We start from the raw sequence: 21,134 nt of genomic DNA on the forward strand, positions 1-21,134 counted from the left end.
GGAAAAGCAACGCTTTTTTTATGTTATTTAGGCAATTGTTTCTCTTTGGCATTGGCAAAATCCGCTCCTTTTGCCATCATTCGGAGCTGTAAAATCACCCGCTGTTTAAGCTGTTCACGCTCTTGCTTTGTCATGTCCAGTGCATTGGCACCGGCAGTGAACACTATGGTCACGATGCCTTCTGCTTGGACATAAGCGATATATGGCGAATATTGATGTTTTTGTGTGATATATTCCGCCAGCTCATCCACAAAATGTTTAATTTCCCGCGCAGCCGCCGTGCGAAATGCTTGGGATGTACCGGAACTTTCCCGTAATAACAAGCGGAAGACGTTTGTGCTGTTTGTAATAAATTCAAAAAATGTATCAACGGATACGGCAATCACGCTCCCTCCTGCATCAATCCGCTTTCGAGCCTGACGCATAAGTTGGCGTAAAATTAAACCGGCTTCGTCTACCATTTCTAAGCCTAATTCATCCATATCGCTAAAATGGCGATAAAAAGAAGTGGGTGCAATGCCCGCTTCACGTGCCACTTCCCGCAAACTCAGGTTAGAAAAACTTTTCTCCGCACTTAATTGATTAAATGCGGCATCCACCAATGCTCTGCGTGTTTTTTCTTTTTGAATTGCACGGATCCCCGCCATTATTTTGCTCCTGCAAGGATAGATTTAACCGCAGAGCCGACCGCACTTGCTACGCGTTCATAACGATTACGCAATGGCGAGCCCGGACGATAAACCAAGGCGATACTGCGCGCCGGCTCAGGCGAATGGCAGGGAATATATTTCACCCCTTGGCGGGCTCCTTCATTTCGCACTGCCAGTTCCGGCATAAATGTCATACCGGCGTTAGCGGCAACCATATTGCGCAAGGTTTCAAGGCTTGTGGCTTGGAAATGTGAATTTTCCTTCGCACCGGCGGTAAAACAATAATCCAATGTTTGATTACGTAAACAATGTCCATCATCCAACATCAACATTTCCTGCCCGGTCAGGCTGTTCATTGAGATATTTTTTTCTTTCGCCCAAGGATGTTCCTCTGACACCGCCAGTAACATTTTCTCTTCAAAAATAGGCACTTCAATAAACGCCTCGGTCTGTGGTACGCGGGCTAAAATGGCACAATCCAACCGTCCGGTTTCAAGTTGTTCTAACAATTGCTGAGTTTGGGCTTCATAAAGGAAAATTTCTAAATCGGGGAAGGCTTCCTTTAAAGTTGGTACGATGTAGGGGAGTAAATAAGGCCCCACCGTTGGGATTAAACCAATATGCAACGGTCCTGTCATTTCTTTACCTTGGTTACTTGCCATTTCCTTTAGTAATTTTACTTCGCGTAAAACAGTGCGGGCTTGCTCCACCAATAACATTCCGGATTGGGTAAAGAGTACTTTTCGACTGGTGCGTTCTAATAAAATAATCCCAAGTTCGTCTTCAAGTTTACGAATTTGTCCACTTAAAGTGGGCTGACTGACATTACAGGAATCTGCTGCACGGCGGAAATGTTTGTGTTCGGATAACGCTACCAAGTATTCTAAATCGCGAATATTCATCAAATCTCCTCTTATAGAAAAAGTCAATTGAAAAAATAGAATTAATTGATTGCAACTATATCATAAGTTTGACTATAATCCAGCCCGAAAATAAAACTTCACGTCAATAAGTAAGGAGAAAATATGGCACTAACCGACATGACCGGTAAAAAAGTACCGAGCGTTACATTCCACACCCGTCAAGGCGATGCTTGGGTTGATGTGACCACTGATGAATTATTTAACAATAAAACTGTTGTAGTATTTTCACTTCCGGGTGCGTTTACTCCGACCTGTTCATCTACCCACTTACCGCGTTACAACGAATTGGCTTGCGAATTTAAAGCGGCGGGCGTGGATGACATTATCTGTATTTCGGTGAATGACACCTTCGTAATGAATGCTTGGAAAGCGGATCAAGAATCCGAAAATATCACTGTGATCCCGGATGGTAACGGTGAATTTACCGAAGGCATGGGTATGCTTGTCGGTAAAGAAGATTTAGGTTTCGGTAAACGTTCTTGGCGTTATTCTATGCTTGTTAAAAACGGCGTTGTAGAAAAAATGTTTATTGAACCGGAAGAGCCGGGCGATCCGTTCAAAGTGTCTGATGCGGACACGATGATCAAATATTTAAAACCGGGTTGGGAAGCAAAACCTTCCGTTACGGTATTCACCAAACCGGGCTGCCCGTTCTGTGCTAAAGCAAAAGCATTATTAAAAGCGAAAGATTACACTTTTGAAGAAATCGTTTTAGGTCGTGATGCAAGTACCATCTCTGTTCGTGCGATCACCGGCAAAACCAGTGTGCCACAAGTCTTTATCGGCGGTGAATACATTGGCGGTAGCGATGATTTAGAAAAATACTTTGCCTAATGTAGGAAAGCGATTTTAGCGGATTAATTTAATTTGGAACTTTAACGAAAAAGCCAAATCCTTAGGGAATTTGGCTTTTTGTTATTCAATCCTTATTGGCATTTGTGTAAATCAACATTCCAATTTGCACCGGAGTAAACGTCATAGGTTTTAGAAAAACTATCCATATTTAGTGCAAAAGATACATTCAGCAAACTATTTAAATAAAGTAACGGTTTTCCTTCTTCCACATCGCCAAAACTGCTTACATAAGGCATTTTCCCCGAATATTTAATTTGCTCTCCTTCTTTGATTTCAACACAAGCTAAATCCCCTTTTTTAATGTTGGATTTTTCTAATAACTCATCGGTAATATTTGTCCACACATTGCCATATTGAATATCTAAAATAGGAATGTTGCCTTTTAGATGCCCTTGTTCCAATACTGGTTTTTGATAAGGAATCACCAGCACTTTTTTCTCTAATTCATTTCCCACTTCTTCAAATGGAATCGTACCTGAGGCAAGTCTTGCACCGGTATAAGCATAGACATCACGCCCGTGGAATGTATAGGATTTTTCAGAGCCGGAAAGACGGTTTTTCTTTTCATCAATTTCTCTCACTGATTCAATGCCTAAATGTTCTGCTACTAAAGTTAATGTGCCGTTATCAGGAGTGACAAAATAATGCCCTGTCTTAGTTTTTAACACGACCGATTTGCGATCCGTCCCCACACCGGGATCGACCACGCTGACAAAAACAGTTCCCGGCTTCCAATAAGGGGCGGTTTGATGTAAACGATATGCCGCTTGCCAAATATCATAAGGCGGAATTTCGTGCGTTAAATCAAACATTTTGAGGTTTTCATCTACGGAAAACGCCACGCCCTTCATCGCCGAAACTGCACCGTCTTTCAAACTGAAATCCGTTTGTAAAACAAGGGCATTATCCGCCAAAACCATTTTGGAACAGGCGAGAGTAAGAATAAAGGGTAAAAGTTTTTTTGTCATATTTTCTCCTTATGGAAATGGTGAATGTTAGAAAACGCTTAATATTAAAAAATGCCACCGTTTTTTCAATGTTCGTCAAATCATCTAGGAGATTTGGTAAATATCCCGCATTTTAAAATCTTCCTCAAATTTGACCGCACTTTACCCCTTGATTAACGCCATCAATTTGTCGCCGAAGAAATAAAAAATCAGCCCAAAGCCGACAATTGCCAAACCAATGAGTTTTGTACTATTGACCTCCCTTACCGGCATACCGATTAAGCCAAAGTGATCAATCGTTGAGGCCGCAAGAAGTTGACCGACAATGATAAAAAATAACATTGCAGTAATGCCGAGTTTCGGGGCAAGTAATATCGTAGTAAACACCGCCAGCGCTCCCAATGCACCGCCTAATAATTTCCACCAAGGTTGGTGTGGTAGTGCGCTCAGGTTTTGCCATAAATCTGCTTTGAATAAGGCAATAAAAAAGAGCAGGATTGTGCCCACCGCAAAGGAAATAAACGTAGCGATAATAGGTTCGTTACCTACCGCTTTTGCAAGCTGGGTATTAATAGCTGATTGGGATGCCAACGCCACTCCTGCGATAAATGCAATTAATATATAAATGAAAAACATAGCCCCTCCGAACCAAGAAAATTATAGAAGTTTTGCAACAATCGTCAAATGGGAAAATGCTTATAAAATTGACCACACTTTATTTTTTTACGCGGCTATCGTGCTATACTCGCGACCCATTATGACAAAGAAATAATTATTATGATTAAAAAAGCAGGTTTAACAGGGCTTCTGTTATTCGGTATGTTTTTTGGTGCCGGCAATTTGATTTTTCCTCCGAGTTTAGGGGCGTTATCCGGCGGGCAATTTTGGCCGGCGATTTTAGGGTTTGTGTTATCCGGTGTCGGCATTGCCGTACTCACCCTGATAATAGGTATGCTAAATCCCAAAGGCTATGTGGATGAAATTTCGCAAAAAATTTCACCTTGGTTTGCGACCCTTTATTTAGTGATGCTCTATCTTTCCATCGGCCCTTTTTTCGCTATTCCCCGCACGGCAACGGTTGCTTATGAAGTGGGCATTGCACCCATGTTGTCGGAAAATACCGGGGCAAAGGAATTAGGACTATTTACACTATGTTATTTTCTTGCTGCTTATTTTATCGCTCTCAATCCGTCTAAAATCTTAGATAGCATCGGTCGCATTCTCACGCCGATTTTCGCTCTATTAATTGTAGCGTTAGTGGGATTGGGTATTGCCAAATACGGTGCTGATTTGCCACAAACGGCAAGCGGCGATTACGCCCAAAATGCTTTTGGTACTGGCTTTATTGAAGGTTATAACACTTTGGACGCACTGGCTTCTGTGGCATTCAGTTTAGTGGCAATTCAAACGCTGAAACAGCTGGGTTTTCGCTCTCGTAAAGAATATGTATCAACCATTTGGTTGGTCGGTATTGTCGTGGCATTGGGCTTTAGTGTGCTTTACATCGGACTTGCTTATCTGGGTAATCGTTTCCCTGTGCCGATGGAAGTGATGAATACCGATATCAATAAAGGCGTGTATATTTTATCCCAAGCTACGCAGGCTATTTTTGGCAAATCCGCCCAATGGTTTTTAGCGGTCATGGTGGCAATGACCTGTTTCACCACCACCGCAGGGTTAATCGTTTCTACCGCTGAATTTTTCGCAAGCCGTTTCCCACACTTTTCCTACAAACACTATGCCGGTCTGTTTACTTTAATGGGATTAGCGGTCGCCAATTTGGGTTTGAATGCGATTATTCATTTTTCATTGCCTGTATTATTGATTCTTTACCCCATCACCATTTCCATCGTTATGTTAGTGATAGTCAATAAATATGTGGCTTTGTCAAAAATAGGTATGCAACTCACGATTGCCTTTGTCACCATCGTTTCACTTGCAAGCGTACTGGGCGAACAATTCCAAGTTCTATTGCTTCAACAATGGATCAACCATCTACCTTTTGCCGATCTTTCGTTACCTTGGTTCATTCCGTCATTGGTGGGATTGATGCTCGCCTTGGTTTTGCCCCATCGCCAAAAGGGGAATAACGAATAAAAAGAGCGGTTAATTTCGTAATAGTTTTCGAAATTATGTAGCAGTTGCACAAATTTGATTTTAGGTTTATCGGTAGGGATACATTGTGTTTTCTTTATAAAATTCAATTATTTCAATATGTTACAATCTGACACGCACAGCGTGTCGCTACATTTTATCGAAATGATGGCTTTTGTGCATTTACTACATAATCCGATAGTTTTCGTGATGATGTCGCAATCAACAAAACGCACCAAAAGGTGCGTTTTTTTATGGAATTTGGGGGGAATCAGGATAGCTATAAATCCCCAAATAAAGTTTGTGTATCAGCGGCATTGACCTAAAGGGCAGTAAAGAAAGCGATTAAGCCCAATATAACGCCGGGGGAATTGGCTAAGGCAACGGGTAAATCCCGTTTTTGTTTGAATAATCCATAAGTAACCCATAGACTACAATTCACAGCCGTTGCCAGAGGCTGTAAAATCCCCCCCTTTTGTCCTGTAAGATTTAAATTTATTTGCTCTAAATAAGAAACATACATACAAACTGCGGTAAAAGTTGCGATCCATCCTAAAATAGTAATAAAACGTTGATTCGTCATTTTTTCTCCTCATGTTTATTGCTAATTTTTTACTTTTGGTAAAAAATTTCGATTTATTATAACTTATTTTTATATAAAAGTAAATTTAAGACTAGTTTAGGCATAATTAACCTGCCGGTTACCGTCTTTGACGGAGTCTTGTTCTACCCAATTAGGGGATGAGATCTCCACTGTGGGGAAAGATTAAGAGAGATGAGGAAATTAAAATTTATCGAAAATAAAAGGTCGGGCAGAAAAGGCGGCATTATTTTCAGACCGAACTTTTGAGAGATGGTTTTAGTCGGCTTTCGCCTCAGTTCCCGTTAAAATATTTTCCAATAGCTCAAACACAATTTGAACCCGTTTTGGCGTAACAGGTTGGTAGGGGCGGTAAAGATACTGCCCCCAATAAGGGGATTCCGTACCGTTTAGCACCACCTGTAATGTGCCGTTTTCAATGTATTTTTTGCAGTCGTGATACATTATCGGGGCAAAAATCCTCCCTGCCAACACCGCTTGTAACAGACTGCGAATATCGCTCGTCACCACGCTCGGATTTTTTCGTGTATTTTTTAAATCAATTATAAGTTTTTACCTTATTCTCTTTTTATAATTTCTAGGCTAATCAATAGAAATTAAAAAACGTAAAATAAGGGTATTCAAACAACAGGAGAAAAAACATGAACAACATTCAAGGTAAAGTGGTGATTATCACCGGAGCATCATCAGGTATTGGTGAAGCCACCGCCTATAAATTGGCAGAAAACGGTGCGAAATTAGTATTAGGTGCTCGCCGTGAAGCGAAATTACAGGCGATTGTGGAAAACATTAAAGCCAAAGGGGGTGAGGCGGTTTATCGGGTCACCGATGTGGTAAAAGCGGAAGATAATGCGGCGTTGGTGGAATTGGCGAAATCGGCTTTTGGTCAAGTTGATGCAATTTTCTTAAATGCCGGTTTAATGCCAAATTCTCCCCTTTCTGCGTTGGAAACCCACAATTGGAATGCCATGGTGGATGTCAATATTAAAGGGGTGTTAAATGGTATTGCGGCGGTGTTGCCAACCTTTGAGGCGCAAAAATCGGGGCATATTTTAGCGGTGTCTTCTGTGGCGGGCTTGAAAGTTTATCCCGGTGCCAGTGTTTATTGTTGCACAAAATGGGCGGTAAAAGCCATTATGGAAGGCTTGCGTATGGAATCTGCCCAAGCCGGTACGAATATTCGCACAGCAACCATTTACCCGGCAGCGGTGCAATCGGAATTGGTGGATCACATCACTAATGAAGCCACCTCGAAAGGCTATCGTGAACTTTACGATAATTTTGAAATTCCGGCAGACCGTGTCGCCAATGTGGTGGCATTTGCATTATCCCAACCGGAAGATACCAATATCAGTGAATTTACCCTAGGCCCAACAACACAGCCTTGGTAATTCTCTCCAAAAATTCACCGCACTTTAGATTTTGTGTTTAAAGTGCGGTTGTTTTTGGTAAGATTTTTTGGGATTTTCACAGTTTTAATTCTTCCACTAAAGCTTTAAATAAAGGGGAATTTTGTCGGCGGTTTGGATAATAAAGATGATATCCCTCATAATTAAGCGCATGGTCGGATAAAATTTCCACCACTTCACCTTTTTTTAATTCTTCAGCGATTCTATCTTTAGGAATTAAGGCTAATCCTAAGTGGGATAGGCAAGCTTTTTTGACTAAAAAGTTATTATTGACTATCAATCTCCCCGAGGGGGTAAATTTAATGAGCTCTTGGGTTTTAGGAGAGCGAAACTCCCAGACAAATAAGCCTTCGGAAGTGGGCATTCTGACACACAAACATTGATGTTCGGTTAAATCGTTAATGCTTTTGGGCGTGCCGTATTTTTTCAAATATTGCGGGGTTGCAACCAGCGCCATTTGCATATCCTCAGAAATGCGTATAGCGATCATGTCTTGATCCACTTCTTTACCCAAACGAATTCCCGCATCAAAACGACCAGCAACAATATCGGCAAATTTCATATCACTGGTGAGTTCTAGGTTTACTTCGGGATATTTTTGCATAAAGGCTAATAATTTATCCCAAATGGCGTATAAAAATGAGTGATCCGCCCCGTTAATTCTCAATGTGCCATTTAGGGTATCCCGAAATGTGCTGAGTGCATTGATGTTATCTTCAATGCTTTCAAACAAAGGGAAAAGTTTTTTGAAAAGTTGTTCGCCTGCCTCGGTGGTGGATACACTTCGGGTGGTACGGTTAAATAATTTGATTTTTAATTGTTCTTCTAATTTACGCATGGAATGGCTGAGTGCGGATGTGGATACGCCCAACCGTGCGGCGGCTTTGGTAAAGCTGTTAGTCTGTGCCACGACGATAAAACTGCGTAATTCGTTCATATTTTCAATCATCTTTCACCTCAGTGATTATTGAATTTAATTCAAGAGGCTATCAAAAAATATCCTACTAATCAAAACAATCTTAATGCTTTACAATGCGTTCCATTGAACTTAAACAGGAGAGCAAAAATGAAATCAGTCAAACTAAATAACGGTATTGAAATGCCAATGGTCGGTTTTGGCGTATTCCAAGTGAGCGATGAGGAAACGGAAAAAGCGGTATTGGAAGCCTTGAAAACCGGCTATCGTTTATTGGATACCGCCGCCGTTTATGGCAACGAGGCCGGTGTTGGGCGTGCTATTAAAGCAAGCGGCATTCCCCGTGAAGCGATTTTTGTCACCACCAAATTGTGGATCCAACGTGAAAACGGTTATGAAAACACCAAAAAAGCTCTTGAAGCCTCATTAAATCGTTTAGGGTTGGATTATGTGGATCTCTATTTAATGCATCAACCTTTTGGCGATGTGCATGAGCAATGGCGTGCTATGGAGGAATTATATAAAGCCGGTAAAGCCCGTGCTATCGGGGTGAGTAATTTCCATGGCGATCGTTTAATGGATTTGATTACTTGTCATGAGATTGTGCCTGCAGTCAATCAAATTGAAACCCATCCGTTCTATCAACGTGAAGCGGAAATCGCTCTCCATCGGGAATTAGGTGTGGTACAGCAAGCTTGGGGCCCGCTTGCCGAAGGGAAATTTGAAATTTTTAGTAACCCAATTTTAACCGCCATTGCACAAAAACACGGTAAATCGGTGGCACAGGTGGTATTACGTTGGTTGAATCAACGTGGCGTGGCAATTATTCCAAAATCCGTTAAGATTGAGCGGATGGTTGAAAACCGTGATATTTTTGATTTCACTCTTGATGAGCAGGATTTGGCTCAAATTGCGACACTTAATCGTGATGAAATCATTTTCAATCACCGAGATCCGAAAATGGTGCAGTGGTTGGCGGAACATCGTGGGTAAGTATTTTTCGATCACTGGCTTAAAATTATAGTGGATTAAAATAAAAATGAGACAAGGCAGGCTAACGCTATATCATTGAAATTTTAATTCACTATATTTAATTTCTATTAATATTTATGAGGAAATCTTATGTCTAGTTGGTCGGAAGGCTATGTTAGCGATATAAATTATACGTTCGGTTATTATTCGGAGCTCAACCCGAATAATGCCGTTATCCCTTTTTTTAAATTTCGGGAGATATGATGAAATTAAAAAAGACCACAATATTTTCAATATTATTGAGCGCATTTTCCGCTATGAGCCTCTCTTACGCTTCAGAAATGGGAGTTCAAGCGGGTCATAATATTGCTGTGGTGCAAACCCAAGGCGGGGCATTGCAAGGTTTTGTGCAAAACGGTGTGTTCACTTATAAAGGTGTGCCTTATGCGAGTGCTGAACGTTTTATGCCGCCAAAAGCCGTGGCAAATTGGCAAGGGGAAAAATTGGCATTAACTTATGGTGAAGTTTGTCCTCAAGTCCCAATGGGCGGACGTTCTTTCTTTTTTACCGGCCCTGAGATGATAGAAGGCGAACATTGTCAAAATCTTAATATTTGATCCCCCTCTATTTCTGATGGCAAAAAACGCCCTGTGATGGTGTGGATTCACGGTGGTGGTTTTCAATCGGGCGCATCGAACGATTTAGACAGTTATGATGGCACCAATTTAGCGAAAAAAGGTGATGTGGTTGTAGTGTCTGTTAATCACCGTTTAAATGCTATGGGCTTTTTAGATCTCTCGGCTTACGATGGAAAATATAAAGATTCCAGCAACCTCGGTATGCAAGATTTAGTGGCAGCCTTGGAATGGGTGAAAACCAATATCGAACAATTCGGGGGCGATCCCAATAACGTCACCATTTTTGGTGAATCAGGTGGTGGGGCGAAAGTTTTGACCTTAATGGCAATGCCTTCGGCAAAAGGCTTATTCCACAAAGCCATTGAGCAAAGCGGTGCCTTAGAGAAAATGGGGATGATGCTTACCTCTCAACAAGCCAGTCGCCGTGTGGCAGAACTGACCCTTGAGAATTTAGGCGTAAAACCGACCGCACTTGAAAAACTCAACGAATTTACGCCGGCTCAAATTAACGAAGCGGCTATCAAAGCCAATCAACAAACTGCGAAAGAGCTTGGTTTAACGGATTTATACAACCGTGATATGGCGTTATTGTGGGCGCCAAGTTTGGATAGTCGTGTTATTCCACAAGAGCCAGTGGGCGAAAAATACCCTGAAATTGCAAAAGATATTCCGCTTTTAATCGGTTCAAACTTAACAGAATGGGAAAGCTTTGGTGTGCAACTTGATTTGGTAAATGCACAAAAAGACAACCGCTTTACTTGGACAGATACGCAAACCATGGAAAAACTCAAAGCGAAATATGGTGAGAAAACCGATGAAGTGATTGCGGCATTCAAAGAGGCTTATCCAAACCGTCTGGTTGCCGATGCCTTGTATGTGGACAGTTTCTTGCGTGCGCCAGCCTTAAAAACCGCGAGTTTAAAAGCCGATCAAAAAGGGGCACCTGTATATAACTACTTATTTAGTTGGGATACACCCGTATTTAACGGCACACCGATGAGCTATCACACCGCAGAAATTGCCTTTGTATTCAACAATATTCAACGGATGGCACAAGCAACCGGAGGGGGTGAGGAAGCGCAAGCCCTCGCCGATAAAATGACCCGTGCGTGGACAAATTTTGCAAAAACCGGCAACCCAAATGCCGAAGGTTTGCCGCAGTGGGATGCCTACACCCGTGAAAACGGCAATGTGATGATTTTTGACAACCAACCGGAAGTGAAACAACATCACGATGCAAAATTACAGCGTTTGCTTGCACCGAGTATGAAGTTTTAAGTGCGGTTAATTTTTGGCATAAATTTACAAAAACATTGATAAAACGAGGGGGGGGATAAAATCCTCCACCTTACCAATCATTTATAAAGAGGAAACCCAATGAAAAAATTTGCGAAATTTTCCGCTATTTTCACCGCTTGTCTTGCTACACAAGCCTTTGCAGGACCACTTTCTATTGAACAGCAAGGCAGTTTTGCCGTCGGTGGTGAGGTGAAGACCAGCGAAGGGACGTATCAACCCTTACCTGATGTGGCAAAAGGCAAGGAAAGCAATAATTTTATGGACGTTTATTCCGCCTCACTCCAAGCCGGTGGACAAACTTTACACGGCGATCACGCCACTGTGTTTTACCAAATCCCGACGAATTCCCGTCCTTATCCCCTTGTCTTTTTACACGGTGCAGGGCAATCCAGGCGGACATGGCAAACCACTCCAGACGGACGTGAGGGTTTCCAAAACCTCTTTTTACGCAAAAACTACCCGGTTTATTTAGTGGACCAACCTCGCCGTGGCTGGTCTGGACGTAGCACGGTTGATGCTGAAGTAAAAGCCACACCGGACGATCAATTTTGGTTCGCCCAATTCCGCATTGGCACTTACCCGAATTTCAATGAGGGCGTTGCCTTCCCAAAAGACGAGGCATCACTCAATCAATTTTTCCGCCAAATGACCCCAAATGTGGGGGCATTTGATGCAAAAGTCATCAGCGACAGTATGGTGAAATTATTTGAACGCACGGGTAACAGCGTGCTCGTTACCCATTCCCAAGGTGGCATCATCGGCTGGTTAGTGGGAATGCAAAGCGACAAAGTGAAGGCGATTGTTTCTTTTGAACCGGGCAATTTCCCTTTCCCGGAAGATGAAGTTCCCCCAACCATCACCAGCAAATTTGGCGATATCAAACCTGCTGTAGCAAGCAAAACCGACTTTGAAAAACTCACCAAAATGCCGATTATCATCTACTTTGGCGATTTTATCAGTGAACAAGTCTCCAACAACCAAGGTGAAGACCAATGGCGCATCCGGTTAAGCCTTGCCAAACAATGGGCGGAAGTGGTGAACAAACACGGCGGTAAAGTAGAAATTGTTGAGTTACCGAAAGTAGGGATTAAAGGCAATACCCACTTTATGATGCAAGATACCAACAATGCGGAAGTAGCGGAGCATTTGGCGGAGTGGTTGAGGGAGATGGGGTTGGATAAGTAAGGGGAATGCCGTCTGGAAGTTCAGACGGCATTCTTATATTATTCAATTCCTAATCTATTATTAACGACTGTTCGAACATCATCATTTTTATCTAAGATGATAGGAAATCCTTGAACATCTAATACTTTACTCTTCATAGATATTTCTAATTTTCCTACGTCATTAATTCGATAAGTAAAAATAGATGGTAAACTGCTTATCATATCTAAATCAGATTCTTCTGCATAACGAGCATGAATTGGGGAAATGAATGATAGTAGCTCATCTCTAATTGCTCTTGATTCATCAATAGTTTCACTATTTGATGCAAATCTTAAACAGTTCAAAATATCTTGGTATGCAGCTTCTATTTCATCATCAGATAAGGATGAAATATATTCACTTTCACTAACAGCGTCATCAACTTTATCTGTAATTTCCTTGTTGTCATGATAGTAGGATTCAAGAGCTCCTTTTCTCAAAATAAATAATCCTGATTGTTCAAAGATACTAAATAAAACATTGATTCTATTTCTTATTTTTATCCATTTTTCAGTAAAACCATTTTCATTAAATAGGATACATAATGCAGAGCGTCTCTTATTTAAAGATTCATCTTTTGTTAATTTAAAATAAGGATGTTTTTCGGCTAGTTCAGATATATCACTCCAATTATTTTGCATTAATAAACAGAAGTCATTATGAATTTGTTTGGCTGTTCTTAAAATATCCGATAGTCCTTTCTCGCTCGCTAGAATATCAGCACGATTTTTTATTGTTTTATCATGAAAATAAGCATTAACTAAATTCAAACTATCGGCAAAAGCATCTGCATCAACTAAAACTGTCGGTGTTTTCCCCATTAATCGAAATAACTTAACAGTTTCTGGTATAGCTTCCTTGCCATTAATTGGTAATATCTGAGAACCTGCAGCTTCAAGGTTTAGATATAACTTATCTGAAAGCGTATTGCAGACAATAACATCTGTTGGACCTTCAACTAGAAGTGGGATTCGAGAAAACAAAGCTAATTTGTGTTCTTGCCCTAAGCGAGCAATCAATCCTTTAATTTTTTTATTTTTTAGTTCATCTGCATTAGTAGGTATTTGAACAGGTTCTTCTTTTAGATCATTACAAAAAATGAAAGATAACAAATCATCAGTTTTTGAAAGTTTTATCATTTCTGTTGAGTGTGTTGCAATCACAATAATCTTCTGATAGCCATTTTCATTGGGAATGTCTGCAATACGAGAAATTTCTTTTAGTAAAAAAGCTTGTAACTGTGGGTGTAGAGATACTTCAGGCTCATCAATAAGTAAAACACCGACCTCATCATCATACAATGCAGACAAAATTCCAACTAAATGCAGTAAACCTGATGCTTCACGCCCAGAAGAATAATAAGAGTTTCCTTTTCCTAATTTAGAAAATGAAACTTTCAAATCACCTGAATCCCAGTCAATATTGATATTTCTTTTGAATAATTTTTGTAAGCGCTCTCTGACTTTAATAAGAATATCCTTTCTGATAGATAAAGTATGTAAATCTCCATTAATGGATTCAATTTTATGCCTTTCTTTTGTATATCCTTTCCCGCCATGTGTAATTTGATCTACAGTATTATTGCTATAGTAATTATCATTTGTCTTGGAACGATAATGTTCTAAAGGGCCTAAACGCCCAGCAGAAATAAAACGAACTTTTTTATTCGTATGTTGATTAAAGCTGTTTTTTAAACCTTTCAGTAAATGAGTTTTACCTGAACCATTTGGACCAACAATAAAGGTTAGTGGTGATCTTAATTCAACTTCTCGTGAAAAATCACCTTCATGACTATTGATATTAGCTATAATACGTAATGGAAATTCCATAATTCATTCCTTAGTAATAAAAAAATACGAGAGCCATACTATGGTTTTAAAATCCGTCATAGAAAACTGAATTGCTATTCAATCTTTATTTTATCTTCCCCAAAACCACCTTCAAAAACGCCCTCAAACTCAAATACTGCACTCCCTCAAAAGTATTCCCATCAAATTCATCCATCGTCACCACATATTTCGGGTAGTTGTCTTGGATTTTGAGTAGGTTGCCAAATTCTCGTTCAAACGTTTTTTCTTCGTTGATGGTGAGCATCGATTGCACATAGATACGTTCGCCGTTTTTTTCTGCCACGAAGTCAATTTCTTGGCTATTTAAGCCACCGATTTTGACATCGAAACCGGCGATTTGAAGATGATTAAAAATGCAGTTTTCGAGTAGTTTTCCACGATCTTGCGGACGATACCCTATCAAAGCATTTCGCAAGCCTAAATCTTCAAAATAGTATTTTTCGCCAATCTCAAAAATGCGTTTTCCTTCAATATCATAACGTGGCACTTTGTAAATCAAAAAAGCATTAGCAAGGTATTCCGCATAATTTTGTACCTGTCCGCTTGATGTGGTAATTTTCTGTGATTTTAAGAAATCAGAGATTTTTTTAGCGGAAAAAAGATTGCCGATATTGCTTGCCAAAAATTGCGTGAGCTGCTCTAAAAACTGTACATTTCGCAACGCATAACGGTTCACGATGTCACGAATCGCAATAGTGGAATAGATATTTCGTAAATATTCAAACACGATATTGTCTTGTAACGGCAGGTCTTTCAAATAAGGCAGACCACCGTATTTCAAATATAGCGACATCGACTTATCACTATCGTCCAGTTTCATAAATTCAAGAAATTCAAAATAGGAAAGGGAATGCACCTGAATTTCAATCGCTCGTCCACTCAACGCCCCGGCAATATCTCGAGAAAGCAAATGGGCATTGCTGCCTGTGCAATATAAATCCAATTCGTCATCTAATAAAAGTGAACGTAACGCCTGCTCAAAGACTGTAATTTCTTGGATTTCATCAATAAAAATATAATTTTTTTGACCGCTCTTTTTCTGCTCTTGTACAAAATCATTCAGATTTTCAGCAGTTGCAATGTGGCTAAATGCCAGGTCTTCTTTGTTGATATAAATAATATGGGCATTTTCATCTGCTGTTTGAATCTCTTGCATAATCTGAAACAGCAAGTAGCTTTTTCCTACACGGTGTTGCCCTGTGAACACTTTAATCAAACTTTTGCCGATAAATGGACGTACCATTTCAAGGTATTTCTGGCGATAAACCAAATCTTTTTTCATATTCCCCCCTTAATTTATAATAGGTACATTATCACCAAAACAAAAAAGTTTAAAGTATATTTGAAATTTTTTATCTTTATCTAAAGAGTTTTAATTATAAATCTAGCATTCCATTCTTTTACGCCCCTCATAATAATGAGTACCAACATTTTTCCCAACGAGAAACCGGCGCACCTTCACGCTTTTTCCAACGAAAAAATAATAAAAATCACATTTTTTCAAAGGAAAAATGATCTTAAAGCATTTAAAAAATCTAAAGTGCGGTCAGTTTTCTACTATTTTTGATTATTGAATACCATTCACAACCCCTTTGAATTTTTCCTATCTAATCAACACAATGGCTTTCTTTTATAATGCGTCCATTCAATTAATACGAGGAAAGCACAATGAGACAATCATTTAAGAAAAGCCTGATTTCAGGTTTATTTATTTCAACATTATTTTTAGGAGCAAATGCTATGGCGGCTGATTACAGACAAAATCCTTTTACCTTAACCTATGACGGTGCGATCACAGAAAATGTGCAAGGCAAAGTGAACATTCAAACCGTGCATTACAAAGCCAATGGTGTGGATGCTGTTGCCAATGTCTATACACCGGCTAATTTTGATCCCAGCAAAAAATATCCGGCAATTGTAGTGGCTCACCCGAATGGCGGGGTAAAAGAGCAAGTGGCAGGGCTTTATGCACAGAAATTAGCCGAGCAAGGCTATATCACGATCGCTTTTGACGCGGCGTACCAAGGCGGAAGTGGTGGTGAACCTCGCTATATTGATAAACCTCAATTCCGTACTGAAGATATTCGCGCAGCAGCGGATTTCATCAGCACTTTTAAAGGTGTGGATGCCAATCGTTTAGGATTATTGGGCATTTGTGGGGGCGGTGGTTATTCCATTAATGCTGCAAAAAGCGATAAACGCTTTCAATCTGTCGCAACGGTTTCTATGTTTAACAGTGGTGATGCCCGCCGTAATGGCTTTATGCGTTCACAAACCGATACCATTCAAGCGCGCTAAAAACAAGCTTCAGAAGCGCGTGCAAAAGAGGCAGCAGGCGGTGAGATCCTTTATACACCGGCCTTTGCCGCAGGTATGACGCCGGAGCAAGTAGCTGCATTACCTTATGATTTATACCGTCAAGGCTATGAATATTATGCGCAAACTCATGCTCACCCTAATTCGCAAACTAATTTTACCGTGAGCAGTTTATTGGATTTAATGGCGTTTGATGTGAACGATAATGTCGCACTTATCAATCAACCGTTATTGATGATTGCAGGCGAAAAAGCCGATAGTCGCTATATGACGGAAGAAGTGTTTGCGAATGCTAAGGGGACACAAAACAAAGAATTGTTTATCGTACCTGATGCTAAACATATCGAAACCTACTGGAAACCCGAATATGTTAAACAAATCAGTGAGAAATTAACGGACTTTTTTGGTAAAAACTTATAATTCTTGTGGGTGGCTTGAGCCGCCCAATTTTTATGGAGAAGGATATGAGAAAAACGCTGTTATTTTCAACCGCACTTTTGGGGTTGGCGATGCCGGCTTTGGCGGAGCAAGCCATTAGCCCTTATACGCAACATCAATGGATTGAGGCCCCGACCAAGCATTTTTCGGGGGCGGCACGCTTTACCCGATTACCTGAAATTCCCTCTAGCCCCGATGGTTCGGCTATCGTGGAATTTGAAGCCGGCACGATCACCGATTGGCACAGCCATTCTCACGGGCAATATTTAATCGTCATTGAAGGGGAGGGGCGCACGCAGCAATGGGGCAAGCCGATTCAAATCATCAAAAAAGGCGATGTGATTTGGTGTCCGCCGAACGTGAAACATTGGCACGGAGCGGGTGAGCATAGCAAAATGTCGCACATTGTCATCAGCCCGAATGCTAAAGAGAATCACGCCACTTGGCTGGAAAAAGTCGTGTTGCCGAAAACTAACCCGGAAGCGGATTTACAAAAAATCAGTCAAATCACCCCGTTGGAAGATAAGCAGCTTGCCATTGTACCGATTGCTTTTTATGCCGCCCGTGGTGAGCTAACACCACTTAAATCAGCCTTAGAACAAGGCTTGGCAAGCGGTTTAACGGTGAGTGAATTACAAGAAATTTTCGCTCATCAGTATGCCTACGCCGGTTTTCCTCGTGCCTTAAACGGTTTAATTACACTGCAAACTTTACTGAAAGAACGGGCGGAAAAAGGGATAAAAGATGAGCAGGGCAACCTACCAACATTCTCCCACTCTCCCGATTACTACACTTTGGGGACACTCACGCTCAATACCCTAAACGGACGGGATAATTCGGCGGTATTATGGAATGTTGAAGGCATTGATTACGCCCTTAAAGCCCATTTATTTGGCTATTTATTCAGCCGTGATAATTTAAGTGCGGTTAATCGTGAACTGGTTACTGTCAGTACCCTTGCGGGGCTTGAAACGGTGCAAAATCAACTGCGCTCCCATTTCGGTATTTTGCAAAATCTCGGCTTAACTGAAACGGAACTCAAACGAATTATCGCGGAGTTAACCAAACTCAATTCTGGTGCTTCGGATAAGGCAAATGAGGTGTTGAAGCAGTTATAAAAATAATGGGAAAAATCACCGCACTTTTAGATAAAAAACCGTCTGAATCATCATTTAGACGGTTTTTATGCCTCATCTAAATCAACGGCGCGGCGTTGGGCACGGCTGCGTGGTTGTAATTCTAATTCAATATCCGCCACATCAGGACTGCTCGGGCAAAGTGCATCTGCAATGCTGACAAAAGGTTTCTGTGTTTTTTCATAGTCTGAATAACTCATCAAAACAAATGCGGGGGCGCCCCGATTGGTGATAATAACCGGTTCTTTTAAGGCATATTTGGGGGCTTGGCTAGGATTTTGATTAAATTCATGGTTGGTCATAATAGGCATATATCCCTCCCCTTAATATTGTTAATATGCAGGAATACTAGTGCGTTTTTTGCCATAAGAAAGGAGAAATGGTACTTTCTTAACACAGGCATTCGGTATGCTCTTGACTTTAACCTAGGGTCAACCTTTAAGATAGCGACCCAATTCACACAATGGAGTATTTTATGAAAAAACTATTTATCACATTATCTGCTTTGACATTCGGTTTTAGTGCTATGGCAAATACTGCACATCACCACCACAGCACGCATCTTACCCCTATGCAGCAAGAATTAATGGCGGGTATGAACGAGATGCACCAAGATATGATGAAAGGGATGGAAAGCCAAGATGCGGATATCGCTTTTGCTGCGGGTATGATTCCTCATCATCAAGGCGCGGTAAAAATGGCGGAAATTGAGTTGAAATATGGCAAAGATCCTGAACTACGTCAATTGGCTGAAAATATTATTAAGGCACAAGAAGAGGAAATTAAATTTATGCAACAATGGTTGAAAAAACATCAAAAATAACCCATTGTTTTTCCTTTTCAATCATCGCTCAATGATGAGGCTTGGGCGATGATTGTTTTACGCTATCCCAAAATTGGCGTAGTGAATTTTTTCTCGGTACAACAAAAAGTGCGGTGGATTTTGAAGGCGTTTTTACAAAAACTCAAATTCCGCTATTGGCAAAGCAATGTTGAATACTGTTGGCAGCCCAAGCCCGATTTTGGAAAGCAAGGCGATTGTTTTGCAAGCCAAGAGGGCGGTGTAACTTTCAGAAAGTATTATCAGGCGGTGATTTTTAAATTAAATGGAAAATAACCGCTTGGGTAAAACGCTCTACTATGAAGTGCGGTTGATATGTCGCTTGTTTTCAATGTTAAAACCACATCGATAGATTATTGAATTTCACTCAACAACCCTTTTAATTTATCTTATCTAATCAAAACAATTTTTGTCCTCTATAATGCCCGCCATATTATTGATGGGAGAAAATAATGCTTGCTTTATTAGCTGCCCTCATTGGGGCATTGATTGGAATGGGAATTGCCTTTCAAACGGGAATGAATTCGGTGCTACGCAACAATGTGGTGTCGCCATTGCTATCTTCATTTATTTCTTTTGGTGTTGGCTCTCTCTTTTTAATTTTGCTGATTTTAATTCAAAATGCACCAATTGGGTTTCCGGTAGAAAAGGTGATTCAATCGCCTTGGTGGATTTGGTTGGGTGGTTTGTTGGCGATGTTTGGGTTAACGGTGAATATTTTGATTTTCCCCCGTTTGGGAAGCGTTCAAACAGCGATTATGCCGATTTTGGGGCAGGTTATCACCGGCACGTTGGTTGATACATTCGGTTGGTTTTCCGCTCCGCAATATGATTTTTCCGCTTTGCGTTTGGCGGGGTTAATGGCAGTGATGACAGGGATTGGCATTGCTATTATTTTACCCTCGCTCAAGCAACCAAGCCCGAAAAAGAGCGGTCAACCTTCGTTGATTTTCTGGCAAATTCTCGGTATCAGTGGCGGTATTGCCTCTGGTATCACACCGGCGGTTAATACGGCATTACGACAAACCTTGCAATCTATCCCGCTTTCTGTCTTTGTGCCCTTTATTATCGGCACCTTGTTATTGGCATTGATGATTTGTTTTAAAGAGCCCGCTAGCTGGAAATATTTAAAAATGGCTATAAAAAAGCCACAGCCTTGGTGGCAATGGTTTGGCGGTTTATTCGGTGCGGTTTATATCGGCGGTATTGTCATCATCGTACCGCAAATCGGCACCGGTGGAGCGATTGTGACTTCATTATTCGGGTTGTTGGTCGGTAGTTTGATTATTGATCAATTTGGCTTACTTGGTGCGAAGAAAAAACCGATTAGCCTTATTCAAATTCTCGGTTTATTTGTATTATTGGTGGGGTGGTGATGCTTCAAATAAGCAAATAAAAGTGCGGTCGGTTTTATAAAAGTTTTGTAAAACCGACCGCACTTTTTCTACCCAAATTTTAGCCAAATACCTTCATTAAATGGGCTTTATAATCGGCAAGATATTTCGGCACGTCCGGTGATTTGATGACATCATTACAGATGAAAGTTGGCAACGCTTCTTTGATACCGATAAATTCATTGGCTTTATGGAAGTGAAAATATACGCCGTCTACACCTTGTTGTTCAAAGAAATCATTCGGTGCGGTGAAGGCTTCAATCGGGGCATTCCAAGTTAGGGAAAGCATGTGTTTTTTGCCATTGAGCAAGCCGCCTGTGCCGTAGCCTTGGGTTGGATTGACACGGTGACGACCATCACTTTGATAGAGTTTACCATGCCCTGCAGTGAAGACTTCATCAATATATTTTTTCACCGTCCAAGGTTCGCCCATCCACCAACCGGGCATTTGCCAGATCACTGCAGCCATCCATAAGAATTTGTCCACTTCTGCCGCAATATCATAGCCGTTATCTATCACCGTTTCTTGGATATTATGCCCAAGCTGTTCTAAGACTTCACGAGCGGTATTGTGTAATGTATGGTTAAGCTCACCGTTTGAATGACCAAAGGATTTGCCACCGTCTAATAATAAAATGTTCATTTTTAC

22 protein-coding genes and 1 pseudogene are annotated in these 21,134 nt (G+C 40.9%); 12 read left to right on the top strand and 11 right to left on the bottom strand.

What is annotated here, in order from left to right; genetic code table 11:
• Positions 1 to 23: 23 nt before the first annotated feature.
• Together fabR and oxyR are read right to left on the bottom strand one after the other, a co-directional pair.
• Entirely contained in the window at positions 24 to 647 is a 624-nt protein-coding gene (fabR, locus tag BKK52_RS09525; protein ID WP_077421042.1) for an HTH-type transcriptional repressor FabR, read from the bottom strand.
• Positions 647 to 1,552: a DNA-binding transcriptional regulator OxyR gene (gene oxyR / locus BKK52_RS09530; RefSeq protein WP_077478570.1), complete on the bottom strand. Its 906-nt coding sequence runs from the start codon at positions 1,550 to 1,552 to the stop codon at positions 647 to 649. Before oxyR ends, fabR begins: the two co-directional genes overlap by 1 nt.
• 123 nt (positions 1,553 to 1,675) lie before the next feature.
• Between oxyR and BKK52_RS09535 the strand changes: the two genes are divergently transcribed.
• Positions 1,676 to 2,407, top strand: coding sequence for a glutathione peroxidase (locus BKK52_RS09535; RefSeq protein ID WP_077473798.1), 732 nt, complete (start codon positions 1,676 to 1,678; stop codon positions 2,405 to 2,407).
• Positions 2,408 to 2,499: 92 nt separating this feature from the next.
• Here the strand turns inward: BKK52_RS09535 and BKK52_RS09540 are convergent, their stop codons facing one another.
• Both BKK52_RS09540 and BKK52_RS09545 read right to left on the bottom strand, forming a co-directional pair.
• Positions 2,500 to 3,396 carry an SAM hydrolase/SAM-dependent halogenase family protein gene (locus BKK52_RS09540; protein ID WP_077473799.1) on the bottom strand — a complete coding sequence of 299 codons (897 nt, stop codon included), beginning with the start codon at positions 3,394 to 3,396 and terminating at the stop codon, positions 2,500 to 2,502.
• Between the two features lie 141 nt (positions 3,397 to 3,537).
• Positions 3,538 to 4,011, bottom strand: a complete 474-nt coding sequence (locus BKK52_RS09545; RefSeq protein WP_077421038.1) for a DMT family transporter — start codon at positions 4,009 to 4,011, stop codon at positions 3,538 to 3,540.
• Positions 4,012 to 4,152: 141 nt separating this feature from the next.
• Here BKK52_RS09545 and brnQ point away from each other — a divergent pair, with 141 nt between their 5' ends.
• Positions 4,153 to 5,472 carry a branched-chain amino acid transport system II carrier protein gene (gene brnQ, locus BKK52_RS09550; protein WP_077473800.1) on the top strand — a complete coding sequence of 440 codons (1,320 nt, stop codon included), beginning with the start codon at positions 4,153 to 4,155 and terminating at the stop codon, positions 5,470 to 5,472.
• Between the two features lie 319 nt (positions 5,473 to 5,791).
• Here the strand turns inward: brnQ and BKK52_RS09555 are convergent, their stop codons facing one another.
• Together BKK52_RS09555 and BKK52_RS09560 are read right to left on the bottom strand one after the other, a co-directional pair.
• Positions 5,792 to 6,052 carry a SemiSWEET family transporter gene (locus BKK52_RS09555; protein ID WP_077421036.1) on the bottom strand — a complete coding sequence of 87 codons (261 nt, stop codon included), beginning with the start codon at positions 6,050 to 6,052 and terminating at the stop codon, positions 5,792 to 5,794.
• Positions 6,053 to 6,328: 276 nt separating this feature from the next.
• Positions 6,329 to 6,577 (bottom strand): type 2 periplasmic-binding domain-containing protein, encoded by a 249-nt coding sequence (locus BKK52_RS09560; RefSeq protein ID WP_208606157.1) that lies wholly within the window; start codon positions 6,575 to 6,577, stop codon positions 6,329 to 6,331.
• Between the two features lie 134 nt (positions 6,578 to 6,711).
• Here BKK52_RS09560 and BKK52_RS09565 point away from each other — a divergent pair, with 134 nt between their 5' ends.
• Positions 6,712 to 7,461 carry an SDR family oxidoreductase gene (locus BKK52_RS09565; protein WP_077478571.1) on the top strand — a complete coding sequence of 250 codons (750 nt, stop codon included), beginning with the start codon at positions 6,712 to 6,714 and terminating at the stop codon, positions 7,459 to 7,461.
• Between the two features lie 76 nt (positions 7,462 to 7,537).
• On the opposite strand, the gene BKK52_RS09570 is transcribed toward BKK52_RS09565, so the two are convergent.
• The gene (locus tag BKK52_RS09570; protein WP_077478572.1) at positions 7,538 to 8,428 is read right to left on the bottom strand and encodes a LysR family transcriptional regulator; all 891 of its coding nucleotides are present in this window, start codon (positions 8,426 to 8,428) and stop codon (positions 7,538 to 7,540) included.
• Between the two features lie 117 nt (positions 8,429 to 8,545).
• Here BKK52_RS09570 and BKK52_RS09575 point away from each other — a divergent pair, with 117 nt between their 5' ends.
• The 3 genes and pseudogenes from BKK52_RS09575 (at position 8,546) to BKK52_RS09585 (ending at position 12,489) form a co-directional block, all read left to right on the top strand.
• On the top strand, positions 8,546 to 9,388 hold the full coding sequence (locus BKK52_RS09575) for an aldo/keto reductase (RefSeq protein WP_077421033.1): 843 nt from the start codon (positions 8,546 to 8,548) through the stop codon (positions 9,386 to 9,388).
• Between the two features lie 239 nt (positions 9,389 to 9,627).
• Positions 9,628 to 11,283: pseudogene (locus tag BKK52_RS09580) on the top strand (carboxylesterase/lipase family protein).
• Positions 11,284 to 11,382: 99 nt separating this feature from the next.
• Positions 11,383 to 12,489, top strand: coding sequence for an alpha/beta hydrolase (locus BKK52_RS09585; RefSeq protein ID WP_077478573.1), 1,107 nt, complete (start codon positions 11,383 to 11,385; stop codon positions 12,487 to 12,489).
• Positions 12,490 to 12,527: 38 nt separating this feature from the next.
• Here BKK52_RS09585 and BKK52_RS09590 read toward each other — a convergent pair whose 3' ends face one another.
• Together BKK52_RS09590 and BKK52_RS09595 are read right to left on the bottom strand one after the other, a co-directional pair.
• Positions 12,528 to 14,339, bottom strand: a complete 1,812-nt coding sequence (locus BKK52_RS09590; protein ID WP_077473803.1) for an ATP-dependent nuclease — start codon at positions 14,337 to 14,339, stop codon at positions 12,528 to 12,530.
• Between the two features lie 85 nt (positions 14,340 to 14,424).
• The gene (locus BKK52_RS09595; RefSeq protein WP_077421030.1) at positions 14,425 to 15,642 is read right to left on the bottom strand and encodes an ATP-binding protein; all 1,218 of its coding nucleotides are present in this window, start codon (positions 15,640 to 15,642) and stop codon (positions 14,425 to 14,427) included.
• A 386-nt stretch (positions 15,643 to 16,028) separates the two neighbouring features.
• Between BKK52_RS09595 and BKK52_RS13900 the strand changes: the two genes are divergently transcribed.
• From BKK52_RS13900 to BKK52_RS09605, 3 genes are all read left to right on the top strand, one after another.
• Complete coding sequence (locus BKK52_RS13900) at positions 16,029 to 16,658, top strand: alpha/beta hydrolase (protein ID WP_242650024.1); 630 nt, start codon at positions 16,029 to 16,031, stop codon at positions 16,656 to 16,658.
• A gap of 75 nt (positions 16,659 to 16,733) precedes the next feature.
• Entirely contained in the window at positions 16,734 to 17,096 is a 363-nt protein-coding gene (locus tag BKK52_RS13905) for an alpha/beta hydrolase (RefSeq protein WP_242650025.1), read from the top strand.
• 44 nt (positions 17,097 to 17,140) lie between these two features.
• The gene (locus BKK52_RS09605) at positions 17,141 to 18,232 is read left to right on the top strand and encodes a cupin domain-containing carboxymuconolactone decarboxylase family protein (protein WP_077478574.1); all 1,092 of its coding nucleotides are present in this window, start codon (positions 17,141 to 17,143) and stop codon (positions 18,230 to 18,232) included.
• A 65-nt stretch (positions 18,233 to 18,297) separates the two neighbouring features.
• Here BKK52_RS09605 and BKK52_RS09610 read toward each other — a convergent pair whose 3' ends face one another.
• Positions 18,298 to 18,561, bottom strand: coding sequence for a type II toxin-antitoxin system Phd/YefM family antitoxin (locus BKK52_RS09610; protein WP_077478575.1), 264 nt, complete (start codon positions 18,559 to 18,561; stop codon positions 18,298 to 18,300).
• Between the two features lie 215 nt (positions 18,562 to 18,776).
• Between BKK52_RS09610 and copM the strand changes: the two genes are divergently transcribed.
• The 3 genes from copM to BKK52_RS09625 all read left to right on the top strand — a co-directional run bounded on the left by copM (position 18,777) and on the right by BKK52_RS09625 (position 20,467).
• The gene (gene copM / locus BKK52_RS09615; RefSeq protein WP_370597052.1) at positions 18,777 to 19,073 is read left to right on the top strand and encodes a CopM family metallochaperone; all 297 of its coding nucleotides are present in this window, start codon (positions 18,777 to 18,779) and stop codon (positions 19,071 to 19,073) included.
• A gap of 48 nt (positions 19,074 to 19,121) precedes the next feature.
• Positions 19,122 to 19,367, top strand: coding sequence for a hypothetical protein (locus BKK52_RS09620; RefSeq protein WP_077478576.1), 246 nt, complete (start codon positions 19,122 to 19,124; stop codon positions 19,365 to 19,367).
• Positions 19,368 to 19,543: 176 nt separating this feature from the next.
• Positions 19,544 to 20,467, top strand: a complete 924-nt coding sequence (locus BKK52_RS09625; protein WP_244160238.1) for a DMT family transporter — start codon at positions 19,544 to 19,546, stop codon at positions 20,465 to 20,467.
• A 79-nt stretch (positions 20,468 to 20,546) separates the two neighbouring features.
• Here the strand turns inward: BKK52_RS09625 and BKK52_RS09630 are convergent, their stop codons facing one another.
• Positions 20,547 to 21,128 (bottom strand): NAD(P)H-dependent oxidoreductase, encoded by a 582-nt coding sequence (locus BKK52_RS09630; protein WP_077478577.1) that lies wholly within the window; start codon positions 21,126 to 21,128, stop codon positions 20,547 to 20,549.
• Between the last annotated feature and the right edge of the window lie 6 nt (positions 21,129 to 21,134).

Origin of the sequence: Rodentibacter trehalosifermentans (assembly GCF_002000545.1) — a bacterium.
Classification (GTDB): Bacteria; Pseudomonadota; Gammaproteobacteria; order Enterobacterales; family Pasteurellaceae; genus Rodentibacter; species Rodentibacter trehalosifermentans.

Bases quoted from the DNA above. Each gene is read 5' to 3' on its own strand.
- fabR (WP_077421042.1), bottom strand. From the start codon at position 647: ATGGCGGGGATCCGTGCAATTCAAAAAGAAAAAACACGCAGAGCATTG.
- oxyR (WP_077478570.1), bottom strand. From the start codon at position 1,552: ATGAATATTCGCGATTTAGAATACTTGGTAGCGTTATCCGAACACAAA.
- BKK52_RS09535 (WP_077473798.1), top strand. From the start codon at position 1,676: ATGGCACTAACCGACATGACCGGTAAAAAAGTACCGAGCGTTACATTC.
- BKK52_RS09540 (WP_077473799.1), bottom strand. From the start codon at position 3,396: ATGACAAAAAAACTTTTACCCTTTATTCTTACTCTCGCCTGTTCCAAA.
- BKK52_RS09545 (WP_077421038.1), bottom strand. From the start codon at position 4,011: ATGTTTTTCATTTATATATTAATTGCATTTATCGCAGGAGTGGCGTTG.
- brnQ (WP_077473800.1), top strand. From the start codon at position 4,153: ATGATTAAAAAAGCAGGTTTAACAGGGCTTCTGTTATTCGGTATGTTT.
- BKK52_RS09555 (WP_077421036.1), bottom strand. From the start codon at position 6,052: ATGACGAATCAACGTTTTATTACTATTTTAGGATGGATCGCAACTTTT.
- BKK52_RS09565 (WP_077478571.1), top strand. From the start codon at position 6,712: ATGAACAACATTCAAGGTAAAGTGGTGATTATCACCGGAGCATCATCA.
- BKK52_RS09570 (WP_077478572.1), bottom strand. From the start codon at position 8,428: ATGATTGAAAATATGAACGAATTACGCAGTTTTATCGTCGTGGCACAG.
- BKK52_RS09575 (WP_077421033.1), top strand. From the start codon at position 8,546: ATGAAATCAGTCAAACTAAATAACGGTATTGAAATGCCAATGGTCGGT.
- BKK52_RS09585 (WP_077478573.1), top strand. From the start codon at position 11,383: ATGAAAAAATTTGCGAAATTTTCCGCTATTTTCACCGCTTGTCTTGCT.
- BKK52_RS09590 (WP_077473803.1), bottom strand. From the start codon at position 14,339: ATGGAATTTCCATTACGTATTATAGCTAATATCAATAGTCATGAAGGT.
- BKK52_RS09595 (WP_077421030.1), bottom strand. From the start codon at position 15,642: ATGAAAAAAGATTTGGTTTATCGCCAGAAATACCTTGAAATGGTACGT.
- BKK52_RS13900 (WP_242650024.1), top strand. From the start codon at position 16,029: ATGAGACAATCATTTAAGAAAAGCCTGATTTCAGGTTTATTTATTTCA.
- BKK52_RS13905 (WP_242650025.1), top strand. From the start codon at position 16,734: ATGACGCCGGAGCAAGTAGCTGCATTACCTTATGATTTATACCGTCAA.
- BKK52_RS09605 (WP_077478574.1), top strand. From the start codon at position 17,141: ATGAGAAAAACGCTGTTATTTTCAACCGCACTTTTGGGGTTGGCGATG.
- BKK52_RS09610 (WP_077478575.1), bottom strand. From the start codon at position 18,561: ATGCCTATTATGACCAACCATGAATTTAATCAAAATCCTAGCCAAGCC.
- copM (WP_370597052.1), top strand. From the start codon at position 18,777: ATGGCAAATACTGCACATCACCACCACAGCACGCATCTTACCCCTATG.
- BKK52_RS09620 (WP_077478576.1), top strand. From the start codon at position 19,122: ATGATTGTTTTACGCTATCCCAAAATTGGCGTAGTGAATTTTTTCTCG.
- BKK52_RS09625 (WP_244160238.1), top strand. From the start codon at position 19,544: ATGCTTGCTTTATTAGCTGCCCTCATTGGGGCATTGATTGGAATGGGA.
- BKK52_RS09630 (WP_077478577.1), bottom strand. From the start codon at position 21,128: ATGAACATTTTATTATTAGACGGTGGCAAATCCTTTGGTCATTCAAAC.